Raw genomic sequence first — 22,794 nt, 5'->3', positions numbered from 1 at the left:
GGCGCGCACAGGCGAGAATGTGACCGTGGAGCGCTCGCTCGAGACGCAGGTCGGCCAGGCCGTGGATGCCTGGCTGCGCTGGCTTCCCCGCTGGGAGCCGGCCACTCACCGCGGGCGCGTGGCCCCGTGCCGTCGCTGCTTCGGCTCGCCCGTGCTGTCGGCGGCGGGGCTCGGCTCCGATGTGCCGCACGGTGTGCAGCACGGCCTGTCCACCCGCATCAAGGCGATCGTCGATGGCGCGGTGGCCGCATACACCGCGCAGAACCTGCCGCTCCTGCAGGCGGAGCTCGACCAGCAGGCGGCCCGCAACCGCGCGCGCAGCTATCGGCCCGCCGAGAACCTCGAGCCCGAGTTCGAAGGACTGCCGCTGGATCCGGAGCCTGTTCCCGGCGCCCCGTTCCTGTTCACCCTCGCCGGCATGGCGGAGCAGGCCGACGCCGACGTCCCCGACCTCCCGCCGCTCACCCCCGAAGCGAAGGCCGCCCTGCGCCAGGAGGTGGGTCTGGCCGACGACTACGCCAACATGATCGGCCGCGAGATCTGCGCCGTGCTGCTGCGGCACCGTCTGCGCATCCAGGCCGGGGTCGCCCAGTACGTCGAGCCCCAGGTCGCCGCGATGCTCGACGAGCTCACCCGTTCGCTCGACGCGCCCTTCGGACCCGACCCCGGCCCCGGGCTCGACTCCGGTCTCGATGGAGCGGAGCCCGCGTGATGCCCGCTGCGCACAGCGGCGCTGCCGCGCGCCCTAGGGTGGAGGCATCTCGAAGCGCGGTGTCGCACCGCACAACCCGCCGGGAAGGAGGTGCGGGCGCTCCCCAGCGCCCCTGATCATCGTGTCCGACGTCTCTCCCGCCGTGTTCGTGCTGATCCTGCTCGTCGCGGTCATCCCCACCGTCGCCGTCTACATCTGGACCGCCCTCGGGCTCTCCGCGGTGTTCGGCAAGATCGGCCAGGAGCAGTGGCGCGCCTGGGTGCCGATCGTCAACCAGATCACCCTGCTGATGGTCGCGGGCATGTCGGGCTGGCTGTTCCTGCTGGTGCTCGTGCCGGTGCTCGGATGGATCGCCTTCTGGGTCGCGACCATCGTGGCCGTGCACCGCATCAACCGCGGCTTCGGTCTGGGCGGCGGCATGACGGCTCTGGCCGCCGTGCTCTTCCCGGTGTGGGCCAGCGTCGTCGGGTTCGGCGTGGCCCGCTGGCAGCGCACGGACACCGTCTCGGCGCCCGTCTACGCCCGCACGCGCGACGTCGAAGCCTCCGGCGGCACCCTGCCGCCCGCGCGCGCCGAACGGTACGCCGCCCCCGCCCCCGAGCCTCACCGCTCAGCCGCGGTCGCGTCCGTCGAGCCCGATCCGTGGGCGCAGCCGGCCGCAGGAACTGCGCCTGCCGTCCCGGCGTCGGCGGTCCCCGAGTCGGCGGAGGGAGCGGCGATGGATGCCGCGATCGCGGATGCCGCCGCGATCGGGGATGCGGCGGCGTCGGCCTGGGCGCCCCCGACATCGTTCCCGGCTTCCGCTCCGGCCCCGGCGCTCCCCGGTCTGCACACGGCGCCGGTCGCCGTCGTCGCGTCGGACGCCATGCCGGATGATCGGTTCGCGCCCCCGCCGGAGCGCCCCGCAGATGGCGCCGGGGCGGTGCCGTGGACGCCCACCGGCGAGCCGGCAGCGCCCGCCGCTCAGGCGTTCGACGAGCGGTGGGCCAGCGGCTTCGATGAGGTGTCGGCGATCTCGCAGCCGCCGCAGGGCGATCCGATCGCCGCGCGTGCCGTCCCCACCGGGCTCCCGCCGCTGGCGGAGGACGGCAGCACCGGACCCGAGCGCGCTCGCTCCGGTGGTGCGGTGCCCGCCACGCCGCCGCGCGTGCCCACGGCGCCGGTGACGTCGCTGCGCACCTCACCCGTCGACATCGACCCCTCTTTCCCCGCCGTCACCCGCGCGCCGGTGGGCACACCGCGCACGCCCGCCGGTCCCGGCCCCGAGTTCCCCCTCGACACTGCAGACGAGGTCTCCGCGGTCGCCGGCGCACCCGTGGCGGGAGCACCGCGCTCCGCCCTGGTGGCCGCGGCGCAGACCGATCCCGCATCCTCCCATGAGGACTTCGCCGAGGAGACGGTGCTCACGCGCCGCCGCCGCGCCCGGTGGACGCTGCAGCCGGCATCCGGACCGGGCATCGACCTGACCGCCGACGTCGTCATCCTCGGCCGCCAGCCTGCGGGCGACCCCGCATACCGCGGCGCGCAGCTCGTGGCCGTCCCCGACGACACCCGCACCGTCTCCAAGACCCACGCGCGGCTCGAGCTCGCGGGCGACCGCTGGCGGGTCACCGACCTCGGGTCCACCAACGGCGTGCTCCTGCCGACCCTCATGGGCACGGAGGTGGAGGCGGACCCGGGTGCGGAATTGGCGCCGGGGGAGAGGTTCCTGCTGGGCGACGCTGTGTTCCGCCTCGTGCGCGCCGACGCCTGAGAGAGCCTCGTTTGACCGGCACCCGGGCGCGACGTATCATGGATCGGGTGTGCGCATTGCGCGCCCTGCGTCGTGCCATGGCACGGAACGGGGTCGGGACGCGCCGCACCTGAGGGACCGGCCTGCGAACAGGCCACCCCCACGGCATATCCACCCTCGAAACGTTCGGCCGCTTCGCGCCGCGCCGGTGGATCTGTGGTGAAACCACGACGCTGTCACCGTGCAGCACAACAAGGAGAGAACGTGCCAACCATTCAGCAGTTGGTTCGCAAGGGGCGCTCGCCGAAGGTCGTCAAGACCAAGGCTCCCGCGCTGAAGGCGAACCCGCAGCAGGCCGGGGTCTGCACCCGCGTCTACACGACCACGCCCAAGAAGCCGAACTCGGCCATGCGCAAGGTCGCCCGTGTCAAGCTCCGCAACGGCACCGAGGTCACCGCCTACATCCCCGGCGAGGGCCACAACCTGCAGGAGCACTCGCTCGTGCTCGTGCGCGGCGGTCGTGTGAAGGACCTGCCGGGTGTGCGCTACAAGATCGTCCGCGGCGCCCTGGACACCCAGGCCGTCAAGAACCGTAAGCAGGCTCGCAGCCGCTACGGTGCGAAGAAGGGTTGAGTTAGATGCCTCGTAAGGGACCCGCCCCGAAGCGCCCCGTCGTCAACGACCCGGTTTACGGCGCACCGATCGTCAGCCAGCTGGTGAACAAGATCCTCGTCGACGGCAAGAAGTCGCTCGCCGAGTCGATCGTCTACACCGCGCTGCGCGGCGTCGAGGCCAAGAACGGCCAGGACGCCGTGGCCACGCTCAAGAAGGCGCTCGACAACGTGCGCCCCACGCTCGAGGTCAAGAGCCGCCGTGTCGGTGGCTCGACCTACCAGGTGCCGGTCGAGGTCAAGCCTCACCGCGCCAACACGCTGGCCCTGCGCTGGCTGGTCAGCTACGCGAAGGGTCGTCGTGAGAAGACGATGACCGAGCGCCTCCAGAACGAGATCCTGGATGCCTCGAACGGCCTGGGTGCCGCGGTCAAGCGCCGCGAGGACACCCACAAGATGGCCGAGTCGAACCGCGCCTTCGCCCACTACCGCTGGTAAACCCCTGTCGACGGTCCGGGGGTCGGATGCAGATCCGACCCCCGGCCTCGACGGCGGTGCCGGCCCCCGCGACATCCGCAACGAAACGTAAGGACACCCCGTGGCACAAGACGTGCTCACCGACCTCAACAAGGTCCGCAACATCGGCATCATGGCGCACATCGATGCCGGCAAGACGACGACGACCGAGCGCATCCTGTTCTACACGGGCGTCAACCACAAGCTCGGTGAGACGCACGACGGCGCTTCGACGACCGACTGGATGGAGCAGGAGAAGGAGCGCGGCATCACGATCACGTCTGCCGCCGTGACCTGCTTCTGGAACAAGAACCAGATCAACATCATCGACACCCCCGGCCACGTCGACTTCACGGTCGAGGTCGAGCGCTCGCTGCGCGTGCTCGACGGCGCCGTCGCCGTCTTCGACGGCAAGGAGGGCGTCGAGCCCCAGTCGGAGACCGTGTGGCGTCAGGCCGACAAGTACGACGTCCCCCGCATCTGCTTCGTCAACAAGATGGACAAGCTGGGCGCCGACTTCTACTTCACGGTCGACACCATCATCAAGCGCCTGGGCGCCAAGCCGCTCGTGCTGCAGCTGCCCATCGGCGCCGAGAACGACTTCGTCGGCGTCATCGACCTCGTCGAGATGCGCGCGCTGGTCTGGCCCGGCGACTCCAAGGGTGACGTCACCATGGGCGCCAAGTACGAGGTGCAGGAGATTCCCGCCGACCTCGCCGACCGCGCTGCCGAGTACCGCGAGAAGCTGCTCGAGACGGTCGCCGAGACCGACGAGGCGCTGCTCGAGAAGTACTTCGCCGGTGAGGAGCTCACGCTCGCCGAGATCAAGGGCGCCATCCGCAAGCTCACCGTCAACGGTGACCTGTACCCCGTGCTCTGCGGCTCCGCGTTCAAGAACCGCGGCGTGCAGCCCATGCTCGACGCCGTCGTGGACTACCTCCCCTCGCCCCTGGACGTGCCGGCCATCGAGGCCCACGACCCCAAGGACGAAGAGAAGATCATCGAGCGTCACCCCGACGCCAACGACCCGTTCGCCGCGCTGGCGTTCAAGGTCGCGGTGCACCCCTTCTTCGGTCGCCTGACCTACATCCGCGTGTACTCCGGTCACCTGGACTCGGGCGCTCAGGTGGTCAACTCCACCAAGGGCAAGAAGGAGCGCATCGGCAAGATCTTCCAGATGCACGCCAACAAGGAGAACCCGGTCGACTCGGTCACCGCGGGCAATATCTACGCCGTCATCGGCCTGAAGGACACCACCACCGGTGACACCCTCGCCGACCCGGCCGCCCCGGTCGTGCTCGAGTCGATGACCTTCCCCGAGCCCGTCATCGAGGTCGCGATCGAGCCGAAGACGAAGGCCGACCAGGAGAAGCTGGGTCTGGCGATCCAGAAGCTCGCCGAGGAGGACCCGACCTTCCGCACCGAGCTCAACCCCGAGACCGGTCAGACGGTCATCAAGGGTATGGGCGAGCTGCACCTGGACATCCTCGTGGACCGCATGAAGCGCGAGTTCCGCGTCGAGGCCAACGTCGGCAAGCCGCAGGTGGCGTACCGCGAGACGATCAAGAAGGCCGTCGAGCGTCACGACTACACCCACAAGAAGCAGACCGGTGGCTCGGGTCAGTTCGCGAAGATCCAGTTCGCGATCGAGCCCCTCGAGGTCACGGCCGACAAGACGTACGAGTTCGAGAACAAGGTCACCGGTGGCCGCATCCCGCGCGAGTACATCGAGCCGACCAACCAGGGCTTCCAGGACGCGATGAACGTCGGCGTGCTCGCCGGCTACCCCATCGTGGGTGTCAAGGCGACGCTGCTCGACGGTGCTTCGCACGACGTCGACTCCTCGGAGATGGCGTTCAAGATCGCCGGTTCCATGGGCTTCAAGGAAGCGCTGCGCAAGGCCAACCCGGTCATCCTCGAGCCGCTCATGAGCGTCGAGGTGCGTACGCCCGAGGAGTACATGGGCGACGTCATCGGCGACCTGAACTCGCGTCGTGGCCAGATCCAGTCGATGGAGGATGCCGCAGGCGTCAAGGTCGTGCGGGCGCTGGTGCCGCTGTCGGAGATGTTCGGCTACATCGGAGACCTGCGCTCGAAGACCTCGGGTCGCGCCGTCTACTCGATGGAGTTCGACAGCTACGCCGAGGTGCCCCGCGCCGTGGCCGACGAGATCGTCCAGAAGAACAAGGGCGAATAACCCTGGTGCCGGGGCTCGCCTCACCTTCGCGGTGAGCTCCCGGCATCCACCCAACTGAATACCGACCTGTCTACTAGACTGAACCAATCCCCGTAGCGCCCCGGTCGCAATCCAGCGCCCGTGCACTACACGACTGTCCTGAGGAGGACCCAGTGGCTAAGGCCAAGTTCGAGCGGACCAAGCCGCACGTCAACATCGGAACCATCGGTCACGTTGACCACGGCAAGACCACGCTGACCGCGGCGATCTCCAAGGTGCTCGCCGACAAGTACCCGTCGGCCACCAACGTGCAGCGCGACTTCGCGTCGATCGACTCGGCCCCCGAGGAGCGTCAGCGCGGCATCACGATCAACATCTCGCACGTCGAGTACGAGACCCCCAAGCGTCACTACGCGCACGTCGACGCGCCCGGTCACGCTGACTACATCAAGAACATGATCACCGGTGCCGCTCAGATGGACGGCGCGATCCTCGTGGTCGCGGCGACCGACGGCCCCATGGCTCAGACGCGTGAGCACGTGCTGCTCGCCAAGCAGGTCGGCGTGCCGTACCTGCTGGTCGCGCTGAACAAGTCGGACATGGTCGACGACGAGGAGATCCTGGAGCTCGTCGAGCTCGAGGTGCGCGAGCTCCTCTCCTCGCAGGACTTCGACGGCGACAACGCCCCCGTCGTGCGCGTCTCGGGCCTGAAGGCTCTCGAGGGCGACGAGAAGTGGGTTCAGTCGATCGTCGAGCTCATGGAGGCCGTCGACGAGTCCATCCCCGACCCGGTGCGTGACAAGGACAAGCCGTTCCTCATGCCCGTCGAGGACGTCTTCACCATCACCGGCCGTGGCACGGTCGTCACGGGTCGCGCCGAGCGCGGCACCCTGGCCATCAACTCCGAGGTCGAGATCGTGGGTCTGCGCCCGACGCAGAAGACGATCGTCACCGGTATCGAGATGTTCCACAAGCAGCTCGACGAGGCCTGGGCCGGCGAGAACTGTGGTCTGCTCCTGCGCGGCACCAAGCGTGACGACGTCGAGCGCGGCCAGGTCATCGTGAAGCCCGGTTCGGTCACGCCGCACACCAACTTCGAGGGCACCGCGTACATCCTCTCGAAGGAGGAGGGTGGCCGTCACAACCCCTTCTACACGAACTACCGTCCGCAGTTCTACTTCCGCACCACGGACGTCACCGGTGTCATCACGCTGCCCGAGGGCACCGAGATGGTCATGCCCGGTGACACCACCGACATGACGGTCGAGCTGATCCAGCCGATCGCCATGGAAGAGGGCCTCGGCTTCGCGATCCGTGAGGGTGGCCGCACCGTCGGCGCCGGCACGGTGACCAAGATCATCAAGTAACTCTTTCGAGTTCCTTCACGAAACCCCCTGGAGCGATCCGGGGGGTTTCGTGCGTTCGGGCGCGGGGTGATGATGAACGCGAGCGGATCGTCCGCGCACCGACAAGGGAGTCCTCATGGGCATCGACGACGTGGTGAACAAGAGCAAGCAGTTCCTCGAGCAGAACAAGGAGAAGATCGAGCAGGCGCTGCACTCCGACAAAGCGGAGCAGGTCAGTGACAACGTCATCAATGCGGCCGCGGAGTTCGTCAAGAAGATCACCCCCGACTCGGCCGACGCGAAGGTCGACGACGTGCGCGACAAGGTGGACGGCGCGGTCGGCAATGACGGTTCGGCGCAGGCCCAGGCGGGCGACCAGCGGGATGCCGCGCCGAAGGCGGACGGAGCGAACTGAGCGCCGCACGCACGACACCCCCGGAGCACGCTCCGGGGGTGTCGTGCGTGCGGCGGGGCGACGCGAGACCCCCCTTGACGGTTTGACAGGCCCTTTGTAGCTTGTCCGTGAGCACGTGCTGCGAGCGGTCCTGGGGGGCCACACACCCGCAGAACAACACGCGACTTGGGAGGTCCGACCGGGCCATCCGGACGTCGGCGGTGCGATGAGGGTGTGGACATGAACGGTGATCGGCGTGCGCGCAATTCCGAACGACGGACTCCCCGACGTCTCCGCGAGGGGCACGTGGGAAGGGTTGGTCTCCGCCAGCCGAGCGCTCTGCTCGCCGTGCTGCTCGCCGCCGCACTGACCTTCGCCGGTGCCGTTCCCGCCGGCGCGGCGACCGTGACACCCCCACCGACCGAGCCGCCCACGTCTGCGGCGGCGGAGGCCCCCGCCGAGGAGGCCCCGGTCGATCCCGGTCCCGTCGCACCCGCGCCCGAGGAGGAGCCGTCCGCGCCGCCCACCGCACCACCGGATCCTGCGACCGACACACCCCGGCCGCAGGATCCGGCTCTGCCGCCGACCGCTCCCGCCCCCGCCCCCGGCGACGCGGAGCCCTCGACGCCAGCAGCCCCGGACGCCGTCGACCCCGAACCCGTGGCCCCCGCGCCGGAGGCCGAGGTCGCCCCGGAGCCCGGAATCGTGACGCCCCTCGCCGCCGTCCCCAACGACTGCGTGGGAGGGAACTCCGTCTGCGGCACGCTCAGCATCGTCAACGTCGTGCAGGGAGGCGCCGCCACGACCGCGGACTGGGAGTTGCGCGCCAACATCGTGGGCAGCACCGACTGGTACACGTTCGCGAGCGGCCAGAGCCGCCGGGTGCCCAAGCCGGGCTCGTACACGCTCCAGGCGATCGGCACCCCTGGGGTGACCGACGACTACACCACGACCGTCAGCTGCTTCCTCAACGACACCACGGGTGGCACTCGCCTGCAGTTCACCGAGGCGGAGGCGCTGCTGCAGTACATCGGCACCGGAACCGCCTCGCTCGTCGCCTCGTGCACCTTCACGCACACCTCCGTCGAACCGACCACGCTGGTGCTGAGGAAGGGTGGCGAGCGCACGGGCGCTCAGACTGTCGGGCCGCTGGCCGGGGCGACGTTCTCGGTCTACAGCGGCGGGACGGACACCGAGCCCGACACCGATCCCGCGAACCTCGTCGGGACCTGCGTGACGGGGGCGGACGGCTTGTGCGACGTGACGGTGTCCTCCGGCGCACAGTACTGGGTGATCGAGACCGGGGCGCCTGCGGGATACCGCATCATCGACAGCTTCGACCTCGGCACCGGCACGGAGGTGGTCCAGCAGCCCTACCGCCTGCGTACCGAGGTGATCCCGCCCGGCGAGAGCGTGACCTACCCCCAGCAGACCACCGGCGCAAGCAACCTGCAGGCGCGCGGCAGTCAGTGGGCGAACGAGGCCGAGAATCCGACGCTGGCCCAGACCTGCGGACTGCGGGTCGGCCTGCTCGTCGACCTCTCGAACTCCCTGCTGAGCTCACAGCAGGACCTCCGCAACGCAGCCGCAAGCTTCGTCGACACGCTCGAGGGCACCCCGTCCTCCATCGGCATCTGGACGTTCGCCGGCGGCGCCCCCGCCGCCGGTGCCGCGAACACCACCCTGCCCCTCACGCCCGTGTCCACCGCGTCGGGCGCGGCCACGGTGCGCAACAAGGCGAACGGCCTCACGGTCGTCAACACCGGCGACTGGCGGCAGGGGACGAACTGGGACCAGGGGCTCTGGCAGGTCACCCAGGCCAGTGCCGCCGACACCCTCGACGTCGTACTCGTGCTCACCGACGGCAGCCCCACGTTCTACGGCCCCCCGGGAACCGGCGCGGGTGGGGCGCCTTCGGGGCCGGGGAGCACGACACGCATCGTGGAGATGGAGAACGCCGTCTTCTCCGCCAATGCCCTGAAGCTCGACCGCGGCACGAGCGTCGTCGGTGTCGGGATCGGCGCGGCCTCGGCTGCGGAGGTGCAGAACCTGCAGGCCATCTCCGGCCCCACCCTCGGCGCGGACTACTTCCTCGTCGACAACTACGAAGACCTCCGGGAGTTCCTCGAGGAACGGGCGCTGGGCGAATGCGCCGGAACGGTCAACGTCACGAAGCTCGTCATCCCCTCGGACGGCGACGTCGACGACGCCGTACCCGCGCCCGGGTGGACGTTCGCAGCGACCACCGACGCCGCCGGCGTCACGGTGGAACCCGCGACCGGCCAGACCAACGACACCGGAGCGGTCAGCTTCGCTGCCAGCGGCATCGCCGCCGGTGGCACGGCGGATGTCACCATCACGGAATCCCTCCAGGCCGGGTTCGAGCTCGTTCCGCAGGGAGGGGCGAACGCCGTCTGCAGAGACAACACCGGCGCGCCGGTGGCGGTCACCGACAGCGGAGATCTCGGATTCACCACAGCGGCCCAGCAGGGCGGAATCGTCACCTGCTCCGTCTACAACCGGGCACCGAGCCCCACGGTCTCGCTGCGTGTGGACAAGGAGTGGATCGTCGACGGCGTGGAATACGCCGACGGGGAGCAGCCGGTGGGCACCGCCGACCTCTTGCTCGACGGTGAGCCCCGCACGTTCGGCACCACCTACACCCAGTTCACACCCGGCGACACGGTGGCGATCGACGAAGAGGTCACGAACCTGCCACCGGGGTGCACCTACACCTCCAGCGGAGCAGGGGACTACGTCATCACCACCGATGACCCGAATGTCGTCACGGTCACCAACACCGTCACGTGCGTGAGCACCTTGACGCTGGTGAAGTCGATCGCCAATGGCGATGCGACCGCGAGCGACTTCACTCTGACGGCGACCCCGATCGGCGGGACCGGCCTCGACGGCCCCTCCGGAGTGAGCGGCACGTCGGCCCCCGTCTCGCCGGGCGTGCGCTACCTGCTCACGGAGACGGGACCCGCCACGTACCTGCAGACGGTGGAGGAGGGCGCAACGCTGATCGATGGCGCCACCGGAAGCTGGGACTGCGTCGTCGGCGGCAGCGATTACGACGGCGCAGACGGTGGCGTCACGGTCGCGCTCGGACAGAACGTCACCTGCACCGCGACCAACCAGACGGCCGTCATCACGCTGCTCAAGGAGGTCGTCAACGACGAAGGCGGCACGCTCACCGCCGACGCGTGGGAGCTGACCGCAGACCCGGCGGCCGGCGTCCCCGGCCTCACGCCGACCACCGTCACCGGAGCGCCCAGCGCAACGGCGGCGAACACCTTCTCCGTACGGCCGGGCCAGGAGTACACGCTCTCCGAAGCCGGGGGCGGCCCCGGGTACCGACAGTTCGCGCTGGAACAGCTGATCAACGGCGTGTGGACACAGGTCGACCCGACCGTGAGCGTGCCGGCGCTGGGGGCCAACACCTACCGCTTCGTCAACGTCGACGTCGCGCCCACCCTCACGCTGGTGAAGACCGTCACCAACGACAGCGGCGGCACCGCCGCAGCGACCGATTGGACGCTGTCGGCCACGAGTCCGGGTGAGCCCGGCCTGAGCGGAGTCTCCGGCAGTGCCGAGGTGACCGGCGTCTCCGTGATCGGCGGCGTGCCGTACACCCTCGCCGAGAGCGGCCCTGATGGATACACGTGGGAGTCGCTCACGTGCGACAACGGGGCGGCCGTGTCGCCGTCGAGCCCGACGCTGACGCTCCAGGTCGGCGAAGACGTCACCTGCACGTTCGTCAACGACGACATCGCCCCCACCCTCACGCTGGTCAAGGAGGTCACGAACGCCCAGGGCGGGACGGCCGTGGCGACGGACTGGACCCTGTCGGCGACCACCCCCGGGGGGCCGGACCTCACGGGCGTCTCGGGCGCCGAGACCGTCACCGGCGTCACCGTCCCGGCGGGCGCGACCTACACGCTCGCCGAGAGCGGTGGGCCCGCCGGCTACGACTGGGTCGCGCTCTCGTGCGACAACGGGGCGGAGATCTCTCCGGAGAGCCCGACGTTGACCCTCGGTCTCGCCGCGGACGTCACGTGCACCTTCAGCAACACCGACCTCGCCGGCAGCCTCACCCTGGTCAAGGAGATCGTCAACGACAACGGGGGCACAGCCGTGCCGGAAGACTGGAATCAGCGGCTCACCGCGCAGCCCGCCACCGGCGACACCCTGGTCTTCGACCACAGCGAGACGATCGGCGTGCCGGGCGGAACGTACACCCTCGCTGAGATCGACCAGCTCGCGGGCTACGAGTTGACCGGCCTGTCCTGCACCACGGGCCAGACCTCCCTGACCTCGCCGACGGTCACGGTGCCCAACGGGGACAACGTCACCTGCACCTTCGTCAACGACGACATCGCGCCCACGCTCACCCTCGTCAAGACCGTCGTGAACGACAACGGCGGCACCGCGGCCGCGACCGACTGGACGCTGTCGGCGACGACCCCGGGCGGACCCGACCTGTCGGGTGCGAGCGGCGCGACCGCCGTCACCGCGGTCACCGTCCCGGCCAACAGCGAGTACACGCTCGCCGAGACCGGACCGGATGGCTACGACTGGTCGTCGCTCGCGTGCGACAACGGCGCCGATGCCTCGGTGGCCGACCCGACGGTGACCCTGGCGCTGGACGAGGACGTCACCTGCACGTTCGTCAACGACGACGTGCCGGGAACCCTCACCCTGCTCAAGCAGGTCGTCAACGACGACGGCGGCACCGCCGTGCCGGCGGACTGGAACCAGGCACTCACGGCGCAGCCCGCCGGGGGGACGGCCATCGCCTTCGACCACGACGTGTCCCAGCAGGTCACCGCCGGTGAGTACACCCTCGCCGAGTCCGGTGGCCCGGAAGGCTACGAGTGGACGGCACTGACCTGCAGCACCGGGTCGACGACGCTGGAATCGCCCACCGTCACCGTCGCCAACGGCGAAGAGGTCACCTGCTCCTTCACCAACGATGACGTCGCACCCACCCTGACGCTGGTGAAGACCGTCACCAACGCCAACGGCGGCACCGCGGAGCCCACCGAGTGGACGCTCGCGGCGAGCACCCCCGGCGGACCCGCACTCAGCGGCGTCACCGGCACGCCCGCCGTCACCGCCGTTGCCGTCCCGGCCGGCGCGGAGTTCACCCTCGCCGAATCCGGCGGTCCGGCAGGATACGACTGGACCTCTCTCGCCTGCGACAACGGCGCGACCATCTCGCCCGAGGATCCGACCCTCACACTGGGCATCGCCGAGGACGTCACCTGCACGTTCGGCAACACCGACGTGCCCGGCTCCCTCACCCTGGTCAAGGACGTCGACAACACCCTGGGCGGCAGCGCGGTACCGGCCGACTGGAACCAGCGACTGACGGCCCAGCCCGCCACGGGCGAGGCGCTCGTCTTCGACCACGCGCAGACCCAGTCGGTGCCCGCCGGCAGCTACACGCTGGCCGAGGTCGACCAGATCGCGGACTACGCGTGGACGGCGCTGTCGTGCGACACCGGCGGCGTCACCCGCGACGCTCCCGTCGTGACCGTCGCCAACGGCCAGTCCGTCACGTGCACGTTCACCAATGCGGCCATCGCCCCGACGCTCACGCTGGTGAAGAACGTCGACAACCAGGGTGGCGTCGGCACCGCCACGCCCGAGCAGTGGACGCTCAACGCCGTCGCGGGCGAGAGCGACCCCGTGCTGTCGGGCGAAGGCACCCGCACCGGGACGACCACCGCCGCGGTGTCCGGGCAGGTCGCCGCCGACGTCGACTACGCACTGTCGGAGACGTTCGGGCCCTCCGGATACACCGCCGGCGACTGGGCCTGCGTCGAGACCGACGGCGGCGCGGAGTACCCGCTCGTCTCGGCCGGAGTGGTGCGCCTCAGCCTCGGCGTCGACGTGACCTGCGAGATCGTCAACACGGCGATCCGGGCGGAGGGGACGATCGACAAGCAGGTGACGGACGGTTCGCCGGTGCAGAACGCCGACGGCACGTGGACCATCTCCTACGACATCGTCGTCACGAACAACTCCGACACCTCGACGTACATCTACAGCCTCGCCGACGCCCTGCAGTACGGCGAGGGGATCACGCCGACCGCGGCCACCTGGACCGGCCCCGACGGCACCTCAGGCGAGTTCACGCTGCCGGCCGGGACCGCCACCCTCGCCACCGACGTCTCGCTGCCGACCAGCGGTGACCCCGCGGCGCGGGCGACGCACACCTATACCGTCACCGTGACGGCGACGATCGCGAACGGAACCCAGGACGGCGATGCCTGGCGGTGCGACGCGTCGCCCGGCGAGCCCGAAGCGGGCGGCTTCCTCAATGCGGCGACACTGTCGGCGACCGGCGAGGACGACCAGACGGTGTTCGGCTGCGGAGAGCCGGCGTTCCCGGCACTGGTGAAGACGGGCGTCGACCCCGCCACGCAGAACCCCGACGCCTCGTGGAACGTCTCGTACACGCTGACGCTGAGCAACCCGGGGGCGGTGGCGGTGCAGGCAGCACTGACCGATACGCTCCCGAGCGTCCCCGGCGGCTGGGAGCTCGACGGAGACGTGTGGAGCATCGCCGCTGTCGGCGAGGCGCCGGCCCCGACCGCCACGACCGCGGGCCCCGGGGAGACCGCGGCGGTGTTCACCGGGCAGGTGCAGCCGGCGGCATCCCTGTCGTACACCGTCAGCGGCGTGCTGCGTCCGACCGTCGAGGCGACGGACCCGGGCCCGTGCGCCACCACCGGCGGCGGAATCGTCAACACCGCAGGTGTCACCTCCGGCGAGATCGTGGTGGATGCCGAGGGCTGCGTGACCGTGGAGACCGCCCCGGTGACCGTCGACAAGAGCGACGGTGCGGCGCAGCAGCTTCCCGACGGCCGGTGGCAGATCGACTACGTCGTGACCGTCGCCAATACCAGCGACACCGTCGCGACGGTCTACACCCTCACCGACGCCCCCGACCTGGGCGAGGGCCTCGTCCTCGAGTCGGGCGATTGGGTGGGAACCGCCCCCGCGCCGAACATCCCTCTCGCGGCAGGAGGGACCGCCGAGTACACCTACCGCATCGTGGCGACCGTCGACGCCGCGGACGACCCGTCGCTGGTGTGCGAACCCGGTGAGGGCGGAGCATTCTTCAACACCGCCACGGTCGCCTTCCCCGGCGGCACCGCAGAGGACGACGGCTGCGCCGAACCGGGCGGGCCGACCGTGGACAAGATCGCCCAGCCCGCCACCCCGCTCGGCGGTGGAGTCTGGAACGTCTCGTATGCCGTGCTGGTGTCCAACACCAGCGGCGTCACCGTCGCGTACACGCTCGACGACGTCCCCGAGTCGCTCACCGGCGCGATCACGCTCGTGACGGCGTGGACGGTGACCGGCCCGGAGATCGATCCGGCCGGCGCGGGCTCCGCCGCACTCACCCCCGGGTGGGACGGCACTGCGCAGACCCAGGTCGCGACGGGCCTCCTTCCGGACGGCGCGGTGCACACCTACATCGTGAGTGCGCAGGTCAGCGCCGTGGACGCGGCTGCCGACGACCTGGTCTGCGGTGATTCGCCCGACACCGGCGGCGGCGTGTGGAACCTCGCCAGGGTGGAGAACGGCGTGACCGATTCCGTCGCCACGGACTGCAGCGAGCTCGTCGTGGTCCCGGTGGTGCTGGAGAAGTCCGATGGCACGGTGACGACCCTCGGCGAGGGACGGTGGCGCATCGATTACCTGGTCACGGTCACCAACCCGGGTCTGCTCCCGACGACGTACACGCTCACCGACGCGCCGCAGTTCGACGCCGCGTTCGCCATCGTGGCGCAGGGGTGGGTGGGATCGCCGCCGGTCGCCGACGTCGTGATCGAGCCCGGCGGGGTGGACACGTACACCTATCGGGTGGATGCCACCTCGTCGCAGAACCCGCTCCCGGCGACGGCACGGGAGTGCACCGCCGACGGCGGCGGATTCTTCAACACCGCCACCGCCACGCAACCCAGCGGTGCGGTCACCGACAGCGGCTGTGCGGTGCCCGTCATCCGTCCCGCACCGGCACCCGTGCCGGGCCTCGCCGGCACCGGCGGCACCCCGCCCATCGCGACCGGCTGGCTGGGTGGCACGGCACTGGTCGGCGGTATCCTGCTGCTGATGATCCTTCGCCGCAGACGCCAGGAGGCGTGAGAGGCGGGCGGATTTCGCCGACACGCCCGAGTTTGCGACACGCCCGGGCGCCGCGTACACTAGTGAAGTTCCACATTCCGGTGGCCGCTGAGCGTGCCCCGGATCACTGTCACGGCAGTGCATAGGCGGCGCGAACGCGCAGGGTCCTAGGCCGCGGGCAGCAGAACACCACATCCCACACACCCCAACCCGGTCACCCGGGTCGCATTGCATGCGCACGGGGGAGTGAGGAGCCGGACGTCGATCGGCGTGCGGTTTGACAGCAGAACAGCGGTGCAGCATCCCCGTCCTCCGGCGGTGGACAAGTGCCCGGCGCGACAGAGCGCCACCGTGCGTCCAATGCGCTCACGACCCGTGAGACGTAAGACGCGGAAAGAGAGTGAGCAGACAATGGCGGGACAGAAGATCCGCATTCGCCTGAAGTCGTATGACCACGAGGTCATCGACACGTCGGCGCGGAAGATCGTCGACACCGTGACCCGTGCGGGCGCGACGGTCGTGGGCCCCGTGCCCCTGCCGACCGAGAAGAACGTCGTGTGCGTCATCCGGTCGCCCCACAAGTACAAGGACAGCCGCGAGCACTTCGAGATGCGCACCCACAAGCGCCTCATCGACATCATCGACCCGACGCCCAAGGCTGTCGACTCGCTGATGCGGCTCGACCTGCCGGCCGACGTCAACATCGAGATCAAGCTCTGAGGTCCGACATGGCTGACATCAACAACAAGGTTTCGAAGGGTCTCCTGGGCACGAAGCTCGGCATGACCCAGGTCTGGGATGAGAACGGCAAGCTCGTTCCCGTCACCGTGATCGAGGTCGCCCCCAACGTGGTGACCCAGGTCCGCACCCCCGAGAAGGACGGCTACAAGGCCGTTCAGATCGCGTACGGGCAGATCGACCCCCGCAAGGTCAACAAGCCGCAGACGGCCCACTTCGAGGCTGCCGGCGTGACCCCCCGCCGCCACCTCACCGAGGTGCGCACCGCCGACGCCGCTGACTACTCACTCGGTCAGGAGCTCACGGTGGACGGCACCTTCGAGGCCGGCCAGCTGGTCGACGTCGTCGGCACCAGCAAGGGCAAGGGCACCGCGGGTGTCATGAAGCGTCACAACTTCAAGGGTGTCTCCGCTTCGCACGGTGCACACCGCAACCACCGCAAGCCCGGCTCGATCGGCGCCTCGTCGACTCCGAGCCGCGTCTTCAAGGGCATGCGCATGGCCGGCCGTATGGGTGGCGAGCGCGTGACCGTCCTCAACCTCACGGTGCACGCCGTCGACGCCGAGAAGGGTCTGCTGCTCGTCAAGGGCGCCGTCCCCGGCGCGCGCGGCCGCATCGTCTACGTCCGCAACGCAGTGAAGGGTGCCTGATCATGGCTGACTCGACTCTCGCGCTCGACGTCCGTACTGCCGACGGCAAGAAGGCCGGCTCTGTGGAGCTGCCCGCCGCGCTGTTCGACGTCAAGACGAACATCCCCCTGATCCACCAGGTCGTCGTCGCGCAGCTCGCCGCTGCCCGCCAGGGCACCCACTCGACCAAGCGTCGTGGTGAGGTCTCCGGTGCAGGCCGCAAGCCGTTCAAGCAGAAGGGCACCGGTAACGCTCGTCAGGGCTCGATCCGTGCTCCTCAGATGACCGGCGGTGGCATCGTGCACGGCCCCAAGCCGCGCGACTACTCGCAGCGCACCCCCAAGAAGATGGTCGCCGCCGCCCTGCTGGGCGCGCTCAGCGACCGCGCTCGCGGGGAGCGTCTGCACGTCGTCGAGTCCTTCGGGATCGACGGTGCCCCCTCGACGAAGGCCGCTGCCGCGGTGCTCTCCGGGCTCTCGGCCACGAAGAACGTCCTCGTGGTCATCGAGCGCGGCGACGAGATCACCGTGAAGAGCGTGCGCAACCTCGCGTACGTCCACGTGCTGACCTTCGACCAGCTCAACGCCTACGACGTGCTCGTCTCCGACGACATCGTCTTCACCAAGGCCGCCTACGACGCCTTCGTCGCGTCGAAGAAGGCCACCACCGAGGAGGTCTCGGCATGACCACGGCGAACATCGCAGTGAACAAGGACCCGCGCGACATCATCCTCAAGCCGGTCGTCTCGGAGAAGAGCTACGGGCTCATCGACGAGGGCAAGTACACGTTCCTCGTGGACCCCCGTGCCTCGAAGACCGAGATCAAGCTGGCCGTCGAGAAGATCTTCAACGTCAAGGTCGCCTCGGTGAACACCCTCAACCGCCCCGGCAAGGCGCGTCGCACCCGCTTCGGGATGGGAAAGCGCAAGGACACCAAGCGCGCCATCGTGACGCTCAAGTCGGGCACCATCGACATCTTCACGGCAGTCGGCTGACGGTCGGGACAGAGGACTAGAGAACATGGCTATTCGCAAGTACAAGCCCACGACCCCGGGTCGCCGCGGCTCGTCGGTGGCCGACTTCGCCGAGATCACCCGATCGACGCCTGAGAAGTCGCTCCTCCGCCCGCTCTCCAAGACCGGTGGCCGCAACAACCAGGGCCGCATCACCACCCGCCACATCGGCGGTGGCCACAAGCGCCAGTACCGCGTCATCGACTTCCGTCGCAATGACAAGGACGGCGTCAACGCCCGGGTCGCTCACATCGAGTATGACCCCAACCGCACCGCGCGCATCGCGCTGCTGCACTACTTCGACGGCGAGAAGCGATACATCATCGCGCCGAACAAGCTGGCGCAGGGCGACATCGTCGAGTCGGGTGCCGGCGCTGACATCAAGCCGGGCAACAACCTGCCGCTGCGCAACATCCCCACGGGTACCGTCATCCACGCCATCGAGCTCCGCCCCGGCGGCGGCGCGAAGCTGGCGCGTTCGGCGGGCACCTCCGTGCGCCTCGTCGCCAAGGACGGCCCCTACGCGCAGCTTCGTCTGCCCTCGGGTGAGATCCGCAACGTCGACGCACGCTGCCGCGCCACGATCGGCGAGGTCGGCAACGCCGAGCAGTCGAACATCAACTGGGGCAAGGCCGGCCGCAACCGCTGGAAGGGCATCCGCCCGACCGTCCGCGGTGTCGCGATGAACCCGGTCGACCACCCCCACGGTGGTGGTGAGGGTAAGACCTCCGGTGGTCGTCACCCGGTTTCTCCTTGGGGTCAGGCTGAGGGTCGCACCCGCCACGCCAACAAGGAAAGCGACAAGTACATCGTCCGTCGTCGCAACGCCGGCAAGAAGCGTAAGTAGGAGTAGAGGAAGATGCCTCGCAGCCTTAAGAAGGGCCCCTTCGTCGACGAGCACCTGCTTCGCAAGGTCGTCTCGCAGAACGAAGCCGGTTCCAAGAACGTCATCAAGACCTGGTCGCGCCGTTCGATGATCATCCCGGCAATGCTGGGTCACACCATCGCCGTGCACGACGGTCGCAAGCACATCCCCGTGTTCGTGACCGAGACCATGGTCGGTCACAAACTGGGCGAGTTCGCGCCCACCCGCACCTTCCGCGGCCACGTGAAGGACGACAAGAAGGGCCGCCGCCGCTGACGCGGTGGCGCAGAGAGGAGAGAGAGATGGTGGATTCCATCGCCCGCGTGCGACACATCCGCGTGACCCCTCAGAAGGCTCGTCGTGTCGTCGCTCTCATCAAGGGCAAGCAGGCTCAGGAGGCTCTGGCCATCCTGAAGTTCGCGCCGCAGAGTGCGTCCGAGCCGATCTACAAGCTCGTCGCTTCCGCGATGGCGAACGCACGCGTCGCCGCCGACAAGAACGGCGAGTTCCTGGATGACCAGGACCTGTACGTGAAGAACGCGTACGTCGACGAGGGCTCGACGCTCAAGCGTTTCCGCCCCCGTGCGCAGGGTCGTGCCTTCCAGATTAAGAAGCGCACCAGCCACATCACGGTGGAGCTGGCGACCCCCGAGGTCGACGCTGCTGCCCCCGCCACGAACACGAAGAAGGCGAGTAAGTAATGGGACAGAAGGTTCACCCCTACGGCTTCCGCCTCGGCATCACGACCGACCACGTGTCGCGGTGGTTCTCCGACTCGACCAAGCCGGGCCAGCGCTACGCCGACTACGTCGCCGAGGACATCAAGATCCGCAAGCTCCTGCAGACGCAGCTCGACCGCGCCGGCGTGAGCAACATCGAGATCGAGCGCACCCGTGACCGCGTGCGCGTCGACATCCACACCGCCCGCCCGGGCATCGTCATCGGCCGCCGTGGCGCCGAGGCCGAGCGCATCCGCGCCGACCTCGAGAAGCTCACCGGCAAGCAGATCCAGCTGAACATCCTCGAGGTCAAGAACCCCGAGGCCGACGCCCAGCTGGTCGCGCAGGGCATCGCCGAGCAGCTCTCCGCACGTGTGGCGTTCCGCCGCGCGATGCGCAAGGGCCTGCAGGGCGCCCAGCGTGCCGGTGCCAAGGGCATCCGCATCCAGGTCTCCGGCCGCCTCGGCGGCGCCGAGATGAGCCGCTCGGAGTTCTACCGCGAAGGCCGTGTGCCCCTGCACACCCTGCGCGCGAACATCGACTACGGGTTCTACGAGGCCAGGACCACCTTCGGCCGCATCGGCGTGAAGGTCTGGATCTACAAGGGCGACCTCACCAACAAGGAGCTCGCTCGCGAGCAGGCCAACGCGCCCAAGTCCCGCGGTCGCGACGACCGCGGCGGCGACCGTCGTCGTGGCCCGCGCAACGAGGCACCCGTCGCAGAAGGAGCATCGGCGTAATGCTTATCCCCCGCAAGGTCAAGTACCGCAAGCAGCATCACCCGGGTCGCTCAGGCCAGGCCACCGGCGGCACGAAGGTCTCCTTCGGCGAGTTCGGCATCCAGGCCCTGACCCCCGCGTACGTGACGAACCGTCAGATCGAGTCCGCTCGTATCGCCATGACCCGTCACATCAAGCGTGGTGGAAAGGTGTGGATCAACATCTACCCCGACCGTCCGCTGACCAAGAAGCCCGCCGAGACCCGCATGGGTTCCGGTAAGGGTTCCCCGGAATGGTGGGTCGCAAATGTCAAGCCGGGTCGCGTCCTCTTCGAGGTCGCCGGCGTCAACGAGCAGCTCGCTCGTGAGGCACTGACCCGTGCCATCCACAAGCTGCCCCTGAAGGCACGCATCATCAAGCGCGAGGAGGGCGACGCGTAATGGCCGTCGGCACCAAGACGCTCGCACCGAGCGAGCTCGATACGTTCGAAGACCAGCGCCTCGTGGAGGAGCTGCGCAAGGCCAAGGAAGAGCTGTTCAACCTGCGCTTCCAGTCGGCCACCGGCCAGCTCGACAGCCACGGCCGCATCCGTGCGGTCAAGCGCGACATCGCGCGGCTGTACACCGTGATCCGCGAGCGCGAGCTGGGCATCCGTGCCACGCCCGCCCCCGCCGAGACCGCGACGAAGGCGAAGAAGACGAAGGCCAAGAAGGCGGATGCCGCTGACGAGGCCGTGAAGGAAGAGGCCGAGTGATGGCTGAGACCACCGAGAAGAAGACCGCCGCCAAGGCGGCGCCGGCCACCGAGGCCGCCGGCCACGAGTCGGCCGCGCGCGACGTGCGCGACGAGAACGCCCGTGGTTACCGCAAGTCGCGCCGCGGCTACGTCGTCAGCGACAAGATGGACAAGACCATCGTCGTCGAGGTCGAGGACCGCGTGAAGCACCCGCTGTACGGCAAGGTCATCCGCCGCACGTCGAAGGTCAAGGCCCACGACGAGGGCAACACCGCCGGCATCGGCGACCTCGTGCTCATCAACGAGACCCGCCCGCTGAGCGCCACCAAGCGCTGGCGCCTGGTCGAGATCCTCGAGAAGGCCAAGTAAGGCCTCGGCCTTCTTGGAATCCAAGGAGTAAGAAGTGATTCAGAACGAATCCCGACTCAAGGTCGCCGACAACACCGGCGCCAAGGAGCTGCTCACGATCCGTGTGCTCGGCGGCTCTGCTCGCCGGTACGCCGGCGTGGGCGACATCATCGTCGCGACGGTGAAGGATGCCATCCCCGGCGGAAACGTCAAGAAGGGTGATGTCGTCAAGGCCGTCATCGTGCGCACCGTCAAGTCGACCCGTCGTCCCGACGGTTCGTACATCAAGTTCGACGAGAACGCCGCCGTGATCCTGAAGAACGACGGGGAGCCCCGCGGCACCCGCATCTTCGGACCCGTCGGTCGTGAACTTCGCGACAAGAAGTTCATGAAGATCGTCTCGCTCGCCCCGGAGGTCATTTGATCATGGCGAAGATCAAGAAGGGCGACCTGGTTCAGGTCATCACGGGCGCCAAGCCCGAGCGCGGCGGAGACCGCGGTAAGCAGGGCAAGGTCCTCGAGGTCCTTGTCGAGCGCAACCGCGTCATCGTCGAAGGCGTGAACTACGTCACCAAGCACACCCGCGTGGGTCAGACCCAGCGCGGCACCAAGACGGGCGGTCTCGAGACGTTCGAGGCTCCCATCCACATCTCGAATGTCGCCCTGGTCGACCCCGAGACGAAGAAGCCGACCCGTGTCGGTCGACGCGTCGAGGAGCAGGTCAAGGACGGCGTCAAGCGCACGGTCCGCGTGCGCTACGCGAAGAAGTCAGGCAAGGACCTCTGAGAATGAGCACTGCACCTGCCGCGGAGGCTGGCAAGATCCAGCCCCGCCTGAAGCAGAAGTACAAGAACGAGATCCAGAAGGCGCTGCAGGAGGAGTTCGGCTACTCGAACGTCATGCAGACCCCGCGGATCGTCAAGGTCGTCGTCAACACCGGTGTCGGTGAGGCTGCGCGTGACAGCAAGGTGATCGATGGTGCGGTCGACGACCTCACCAAGATCACCGGCCAGAAGCCGGTCGTCACCAAGGCCCGCAAGTCCATCGCGCAGTTCAAGCTGCGCGAGGGTCAGGCCATCGGCGCGCACGTCACCCTTCGTGGGGACCGTGCGTGGGAGTTCCTGGACCGTCTCGTGAACCTGGCGCTGCCGCGCATCCGCGACTTCCGCGGTCTGTCGCCCAAGCAGTTCGACGGTCACGGAAACTACACCTTCGGCCTGCAGGAGCAGTCGGTGTTCCACGAGATCAACCAGGACAAGATCGACCGCGTTCGCGGCTTCGACATCACCGTGGTCACCACGGCGTCCACCGACGAAGAAGGCCGCTCGCTGCTGCGTCAGCTGGGCTTCCCCTTCCGTGGGGACGACGCCCAGGCGTGATCCGATAGAGTGGGGCGTTTG

22 protein-coding genes are annotated in these 22,794 nt (G+C 68.8%); all 22 read left to right on the top strand.

The window, feature by feature from the left end; all coding sequences use genetic code 11:
- Nucleotides 1-25: 25 nt before the first annotated feature.
- The 22 genes from QNO26_RS12870 to rplE all read left to right on the top strand — a co-directional run bounded on the left by QNO26_RS12870 (nt 26) and on the right by rplE (nt 22,773).
- Nucleotides 26-712 (top strand): spermidine/putrescine ABC transporter substrate-binding protein, encoded by a 687-nt coding sequence (locus QNO26_RS12870; RefSeq protein ID WP_257533602.1) that lies wholly within the window; start codon nt 26-28, stop codon nt 710-712.
- A 121-nt stretch (nt 713-833) separates the two neighbouring features.
- Nucleotides 834-2,465: a DUF5684 domain-containing protein gene (locus QNO26_RS12865; RefSeq protein ID WP_257533601.1), complete on the top strand. Its 1,632-nt coding sequence runs from the start codon at nt 834-836 to the stop codon at nt 2,463-2,465.
- Nucleotides 2,466-2,708: 243 nt separating this feature from the next.
- A complete protein-coding gene (rpsL, locus tag QNO26_RS12860; protein ID WP_137845679.1) occupies nt 2,709-3,077 on the top strand; it encodes a 30S ribosomal protein S12 in 369 nt (122 codons plus the stop codon).
- A gap of 5 nt (nt 3,078-3,082) precedes the next feature.
- On the top strand, nt 3,083-3,553 hold the full coding sequence (rpsG, locus tag QNO26_RS12855; protein ID WP_137418066.1) for a 30S ribosomal protein S7: 471 nt from the start codon (nt 3,083-3,085) through the stop codon (nt 3,551-3,553).
- A gap of 100 nt (nt 3,554-3,653) precedes the next feature.
- Nucleotides 3,654-5,768 carry an elongation factor G gene (gene fusA / locus QNO26_RS12850; protein WP_257533600.1) on the top strand — a complete coding sequence of 705 codons (2,115 nt, stop codon included), beginning with the start codon at nt 3,654-3,656 and terminating at the stop codon, nt 5,766-5,768.
- Between the two features lie 152 nt (nt 5,769-5,920).
- Nucleotides 5,921-7,114 carry an elongation factor Tu gene (gene tuf / locus QNO26_RS12845; RefSeq protein WP_257533599.1) on the top strand — a complete coding sequence of 398 codons (1,194 nt, stop codon included), beginning with the start codon at nt 5,921-5,923 and terminating at the stop codon, nt 7,112-7,114.
- Between the two features lie 115 nt (nt 7,115-7,229).
- On the top strand, nt 7,230-7,508 hold the full coding sequence (locus tag QNO26_RS12840) for a hypothetical protein (protein ID WP_306816760.1): 279 nt from the start codon (nt 7,230-7,232) through the stop codon (nt 7,506-7,508).
- A 285-nt stretch (nt 7,509-7,793) separates the two neighbouring features.
- Complete coding sequence (locus QNO26_RS12835; RefSeq protein ID WP_257638693.1) at nt 7,794-15,650, top strand: prealbumin-like fold domain-containing protein; 7,857 nt, start codon at nt 7,794-7,796, stop codon at nt 15,648-15,650.
- A 390-nt stretch (nt 15,651-16,040) separates the two neighbouring features.
- Entirely contained in the window at nt 16,041-16,349 is a 309-nt protein-coding gene (rpsJ, locus tag QNO26_RS12830; RefSeq protein WP_005050520.1) for a 30S ribosomal protein S10, read from the top strand.
- Nucleotides 16,350-16,357: 8 nt separating this feature from the next.
- Entirely contained in the window at nt 16,358-17,017 is a 660-nt protein-coding gene (gene rplC / locus QNO26_RS12825) for a 50S ribosomal protein L3 (protein WP_257495796.1), read from the top strand.
- 2 nt (nt 17,018-17,019) lie between these two features.
- Complete coding sequence (gene rplD / locus QNO26_RS12820) at nt 17,020-17,682, top strand: 50S ribosomal protein L4 (protein WP_257533597.1); 663 nt, start codon at nt 17,020-17,022, stop codon at nt 17,680-17,682.
- Complete coding sequence (gene rplW, locus QNO26_RS12815) at nt 17,679-17,990, top strand: 50S ribosomal protein L23 (RefSeq protein ID WP_257533596.1); 312 nt, start codon at nt 17,679-17,681, stop codon at nt 17,988-17,990. Before rplD ends, rplW begins: the two co-directional genes overlap by 4 nt.
- Before the next feature lie 25 nt (nt 17,991-18,015).
- Nucleotides 18,016-18,855: a 50S ribosomal protein L2 gene (gene rplB / locus QNO26_RS12810; protein ID WP_257533595.1), complete on the top strand. Its 840-nt coding sequence runs from the start codon at nt 18,016-18,018 to the stop codon at nt 18,853-18,855.
- A 12-nt stretch (nt 18,856-18,867) separates the two neighbouring features.
- Nucleotides 18,868-19,149, top strand: coding sequence for a 30S ribosomal protein S19 (gene rpsS / locus QNO26_RS12805; protein WP_135063327.1), 282 nt, complete (start codon nt 18,868-18,870; stop codon nt 19,147-19,149).
- A gap of 26 nt (nt 19,150-19,175) precedes the next feature.
- Nucleotides 19,176-19,574: a 50S ribosomal protein L22 gene (gene rplV / locus QNO26_RS12800; RefSeq protein ID WP_257533594.1), complete on the top strand. Its 399-nt coding sequence runs from the start codon at nt 19,176-19,178 to the stop codon at nt 19,572-19,574.
- The gene (gene rpsC / locus QNO26_RS12795; RefSeq protein ID WP_257533593.1) at nt 19,574-20,332 is read left to right on the top strand and encodes a 30S ribosomal protein S3; all 759 of its coding nucleotides are present in this window, start codon (nt 19,574-19,576) and stop codon (nt 20,330-20,332) included. Before rplV ends, rpsC begins: the two co-directional genes overlap by 1 nt.
- Complete coding sequence (gene rplP / locus QNO26_RS12790) at nt 20,332-20,751, top strand: 50S ribosomal protein L16 (protein ID WP_029145865.1); 420 nt, start codon at nt 20,332-20,334, stop codon at nt 20,749-20,751. The genes rpsC and rplP overlap by 1 nt, the downstream gene beginning before the upstream one ends.
- Nucleotides 20,751-21,065 carry a 50S ribosomal protein L29 gene (gene rpmC / locus QNO26_RS12785; RefSeq protein WP_257533592.1) on the top strand — a complete coding sequence of 105 codons (315 nt, stop codon included), beginning with the start codon at nt 20,751-20,753 and terminating at the stop codon, nt 21,063-21,065. Before rplP ends, rpmC begins: the two co-directional genes overlap by 1 nt.
- Nucleotides 21,065-21,415, top strand: coding sequence for a 30S ribosomal protein S17 (gene rpsQ, locus QNO26_RS12780; RefSeq protein ID WP_257533591.1), 351 nt, complete (start codon nt 21,065-21,067; stop codon nt 21,413-21,415). Before rpmC ends, rpsQ begins: the two co-directional genes overlap by 1 nt.
- Before the next feature lie 34 nt (nt 21,416-21,449).
- Nucleotides 21,450-21,818, top strand: coding sequence for a 50S ribosomal protein L14 (gene rplN, locus QNO26_RS12775; RefSeq protein ID WP_191719471.1), 369 nt, complete (start codon nt 21,450-21,452; stop codon nt 21,816-21,818).
- A gap of 2 nt (nt 21,819-21,820) precedes the next feature.
- On the top strand, nt 21,821-22,180 hold the full coding sequence (rplX, locus tag QNO26_RS12770) for a 50S ribosomal protein L24 (RefSeq protein WP_257533590.1): 360 nt from the start codon (nt 21,821-21,823) through the stop codon (nt 22,178-22,180).
- Nucleotides 22,181-22,182: 2 nt separating this feature from the next.
- The gene (gene rplE, locus QNO26_RS12765; protein ID WP_257533589.1) at nt 22,183-22,773 is read left to right on the top strand and encodes a 50S ribosomal protein L5; all 591 of its coding nucleotides are present in this window, start codon (nt 22,183-22,185) and stop codon (nt 22,771-22,773) included.
- The last annotated feature ends 21 nt before the right edge of the window (nt 22,774-22,794 follow it).

This window comes from Microbacterium sp. zg-Y1090 (assembly GCF_030246945.1).
GTDB classification, from domain to species: domain Bacteria; phylum Actinomycetota; class Actinomycetes; order Actinomycetales; family Microbacteriaceae; genus Microbacterium; species Microbacterium wangruii.
This window is presented reverse-complemented; position numbering and strand designations above follow the sequence as displayed.

Excerpts from the sequence above, each read along its gene's own strand:
- rpmC (WP_257533592.1), top strand. The coding sequence starts at position 20,751 with ATGGCCGTCGGCACCAAGACGCTCGCACCGAGCGAGCTCGATACGTTC.
- rplX (WP_257533590.1), top strand. The coding sequence starts at position 21,821 with ATGGCGAAGATCAAGAAGGGCGACCTGGTTCAGGTCATCACGGGCGCC.
- rplC (WP_257495796.1), top strand. The coding sequence starts at position 16,358 with ATGGCTGACATCAACAACAAGGTTTCGAAGGGTCTCCTGGGCACGAAG.
- rpsG (WP_137418066.1), top strand. The coding sequence starts at position 3,083 with ATGCCTCGTAAGGGACCCGCCCCGAAGCGCCCCGTCGTCAACGACCCG.
- rpsQ (WP_257533591.1), top strand. The coding sequence starts at position 21,065 with ATGGCTGAGACCACCGAGAAGAAGACCGCCGCCAAGGCGGCGCCGGCC.
- rplD (WP_257533597.1), top strand. The coding sequence starts at position 17,020 with ATGGCTGACTCGACTCTCGCGCTCGACGTCCGTACTGCCGACGGCAAG.
- rpsS (WP_135063327.1), top strand. The coding sequence starts at position 18,868 with ATGCCTCGCAGCCTTAAGAAGGGCCCCTTCGTCGACGAGCACCTGCTT.
- rpsC (WP_257533593.1), top strand. The coding sequence starts at position 19,574 with ATGGGACAGAAGGTTCACCCCTACGGCTTCCGCCTCGGCATCACGACC.
- QNO26_RS12840 (WP_306816760.1), top strand. The coding sequence starts at position 7,230 with ATGGGCATCGACGACGTGGTGAACAAGAGCAAGCAGTTCCTCGAGCAG.
- rpsJ (WP_005050520.1), top strand. The coding sequence starts at position 16,041 with ATGGCGGGACAGAAGATCCGCATTCGCCTGAAGTCGTATGACCACGAG.
- rplE (WP_257533589.1), top strand. The coding sequence starts at position 22,183 with ATGAGCACTGCACCTGCCGCGGAGGCTGGCAAGATCCAGCCCCGCCTG.
- rplV (WP_257533594.1), top strand. The coding sequence starts at position 19,176 with ATGGTGGATTCCATCGCCCGCGTGCGACACATCCGCGTGACCCCTCAG.
- rplW (WP_257533596.1), top strand. The coding sequence starts at position 17,679 with ATGACCACGGCGAACATCGCAGTGAACAAGGACCCGCGCGACATCATC.
- rplP (WP_029145865.1), top strand. The coding sequence starts at position 20,332 with ATGCTTATCCCCCGCAAGGTCAAGTACCGCAAGCAGCATCACCCGGGT.
- rplB (WP_257533595.1), top strand. The coding sequence starts at position 18,016 with ATGGCTATTCGCAAGTACAAGCCCACGACCCCGGGTCGCCGCGGCTCG.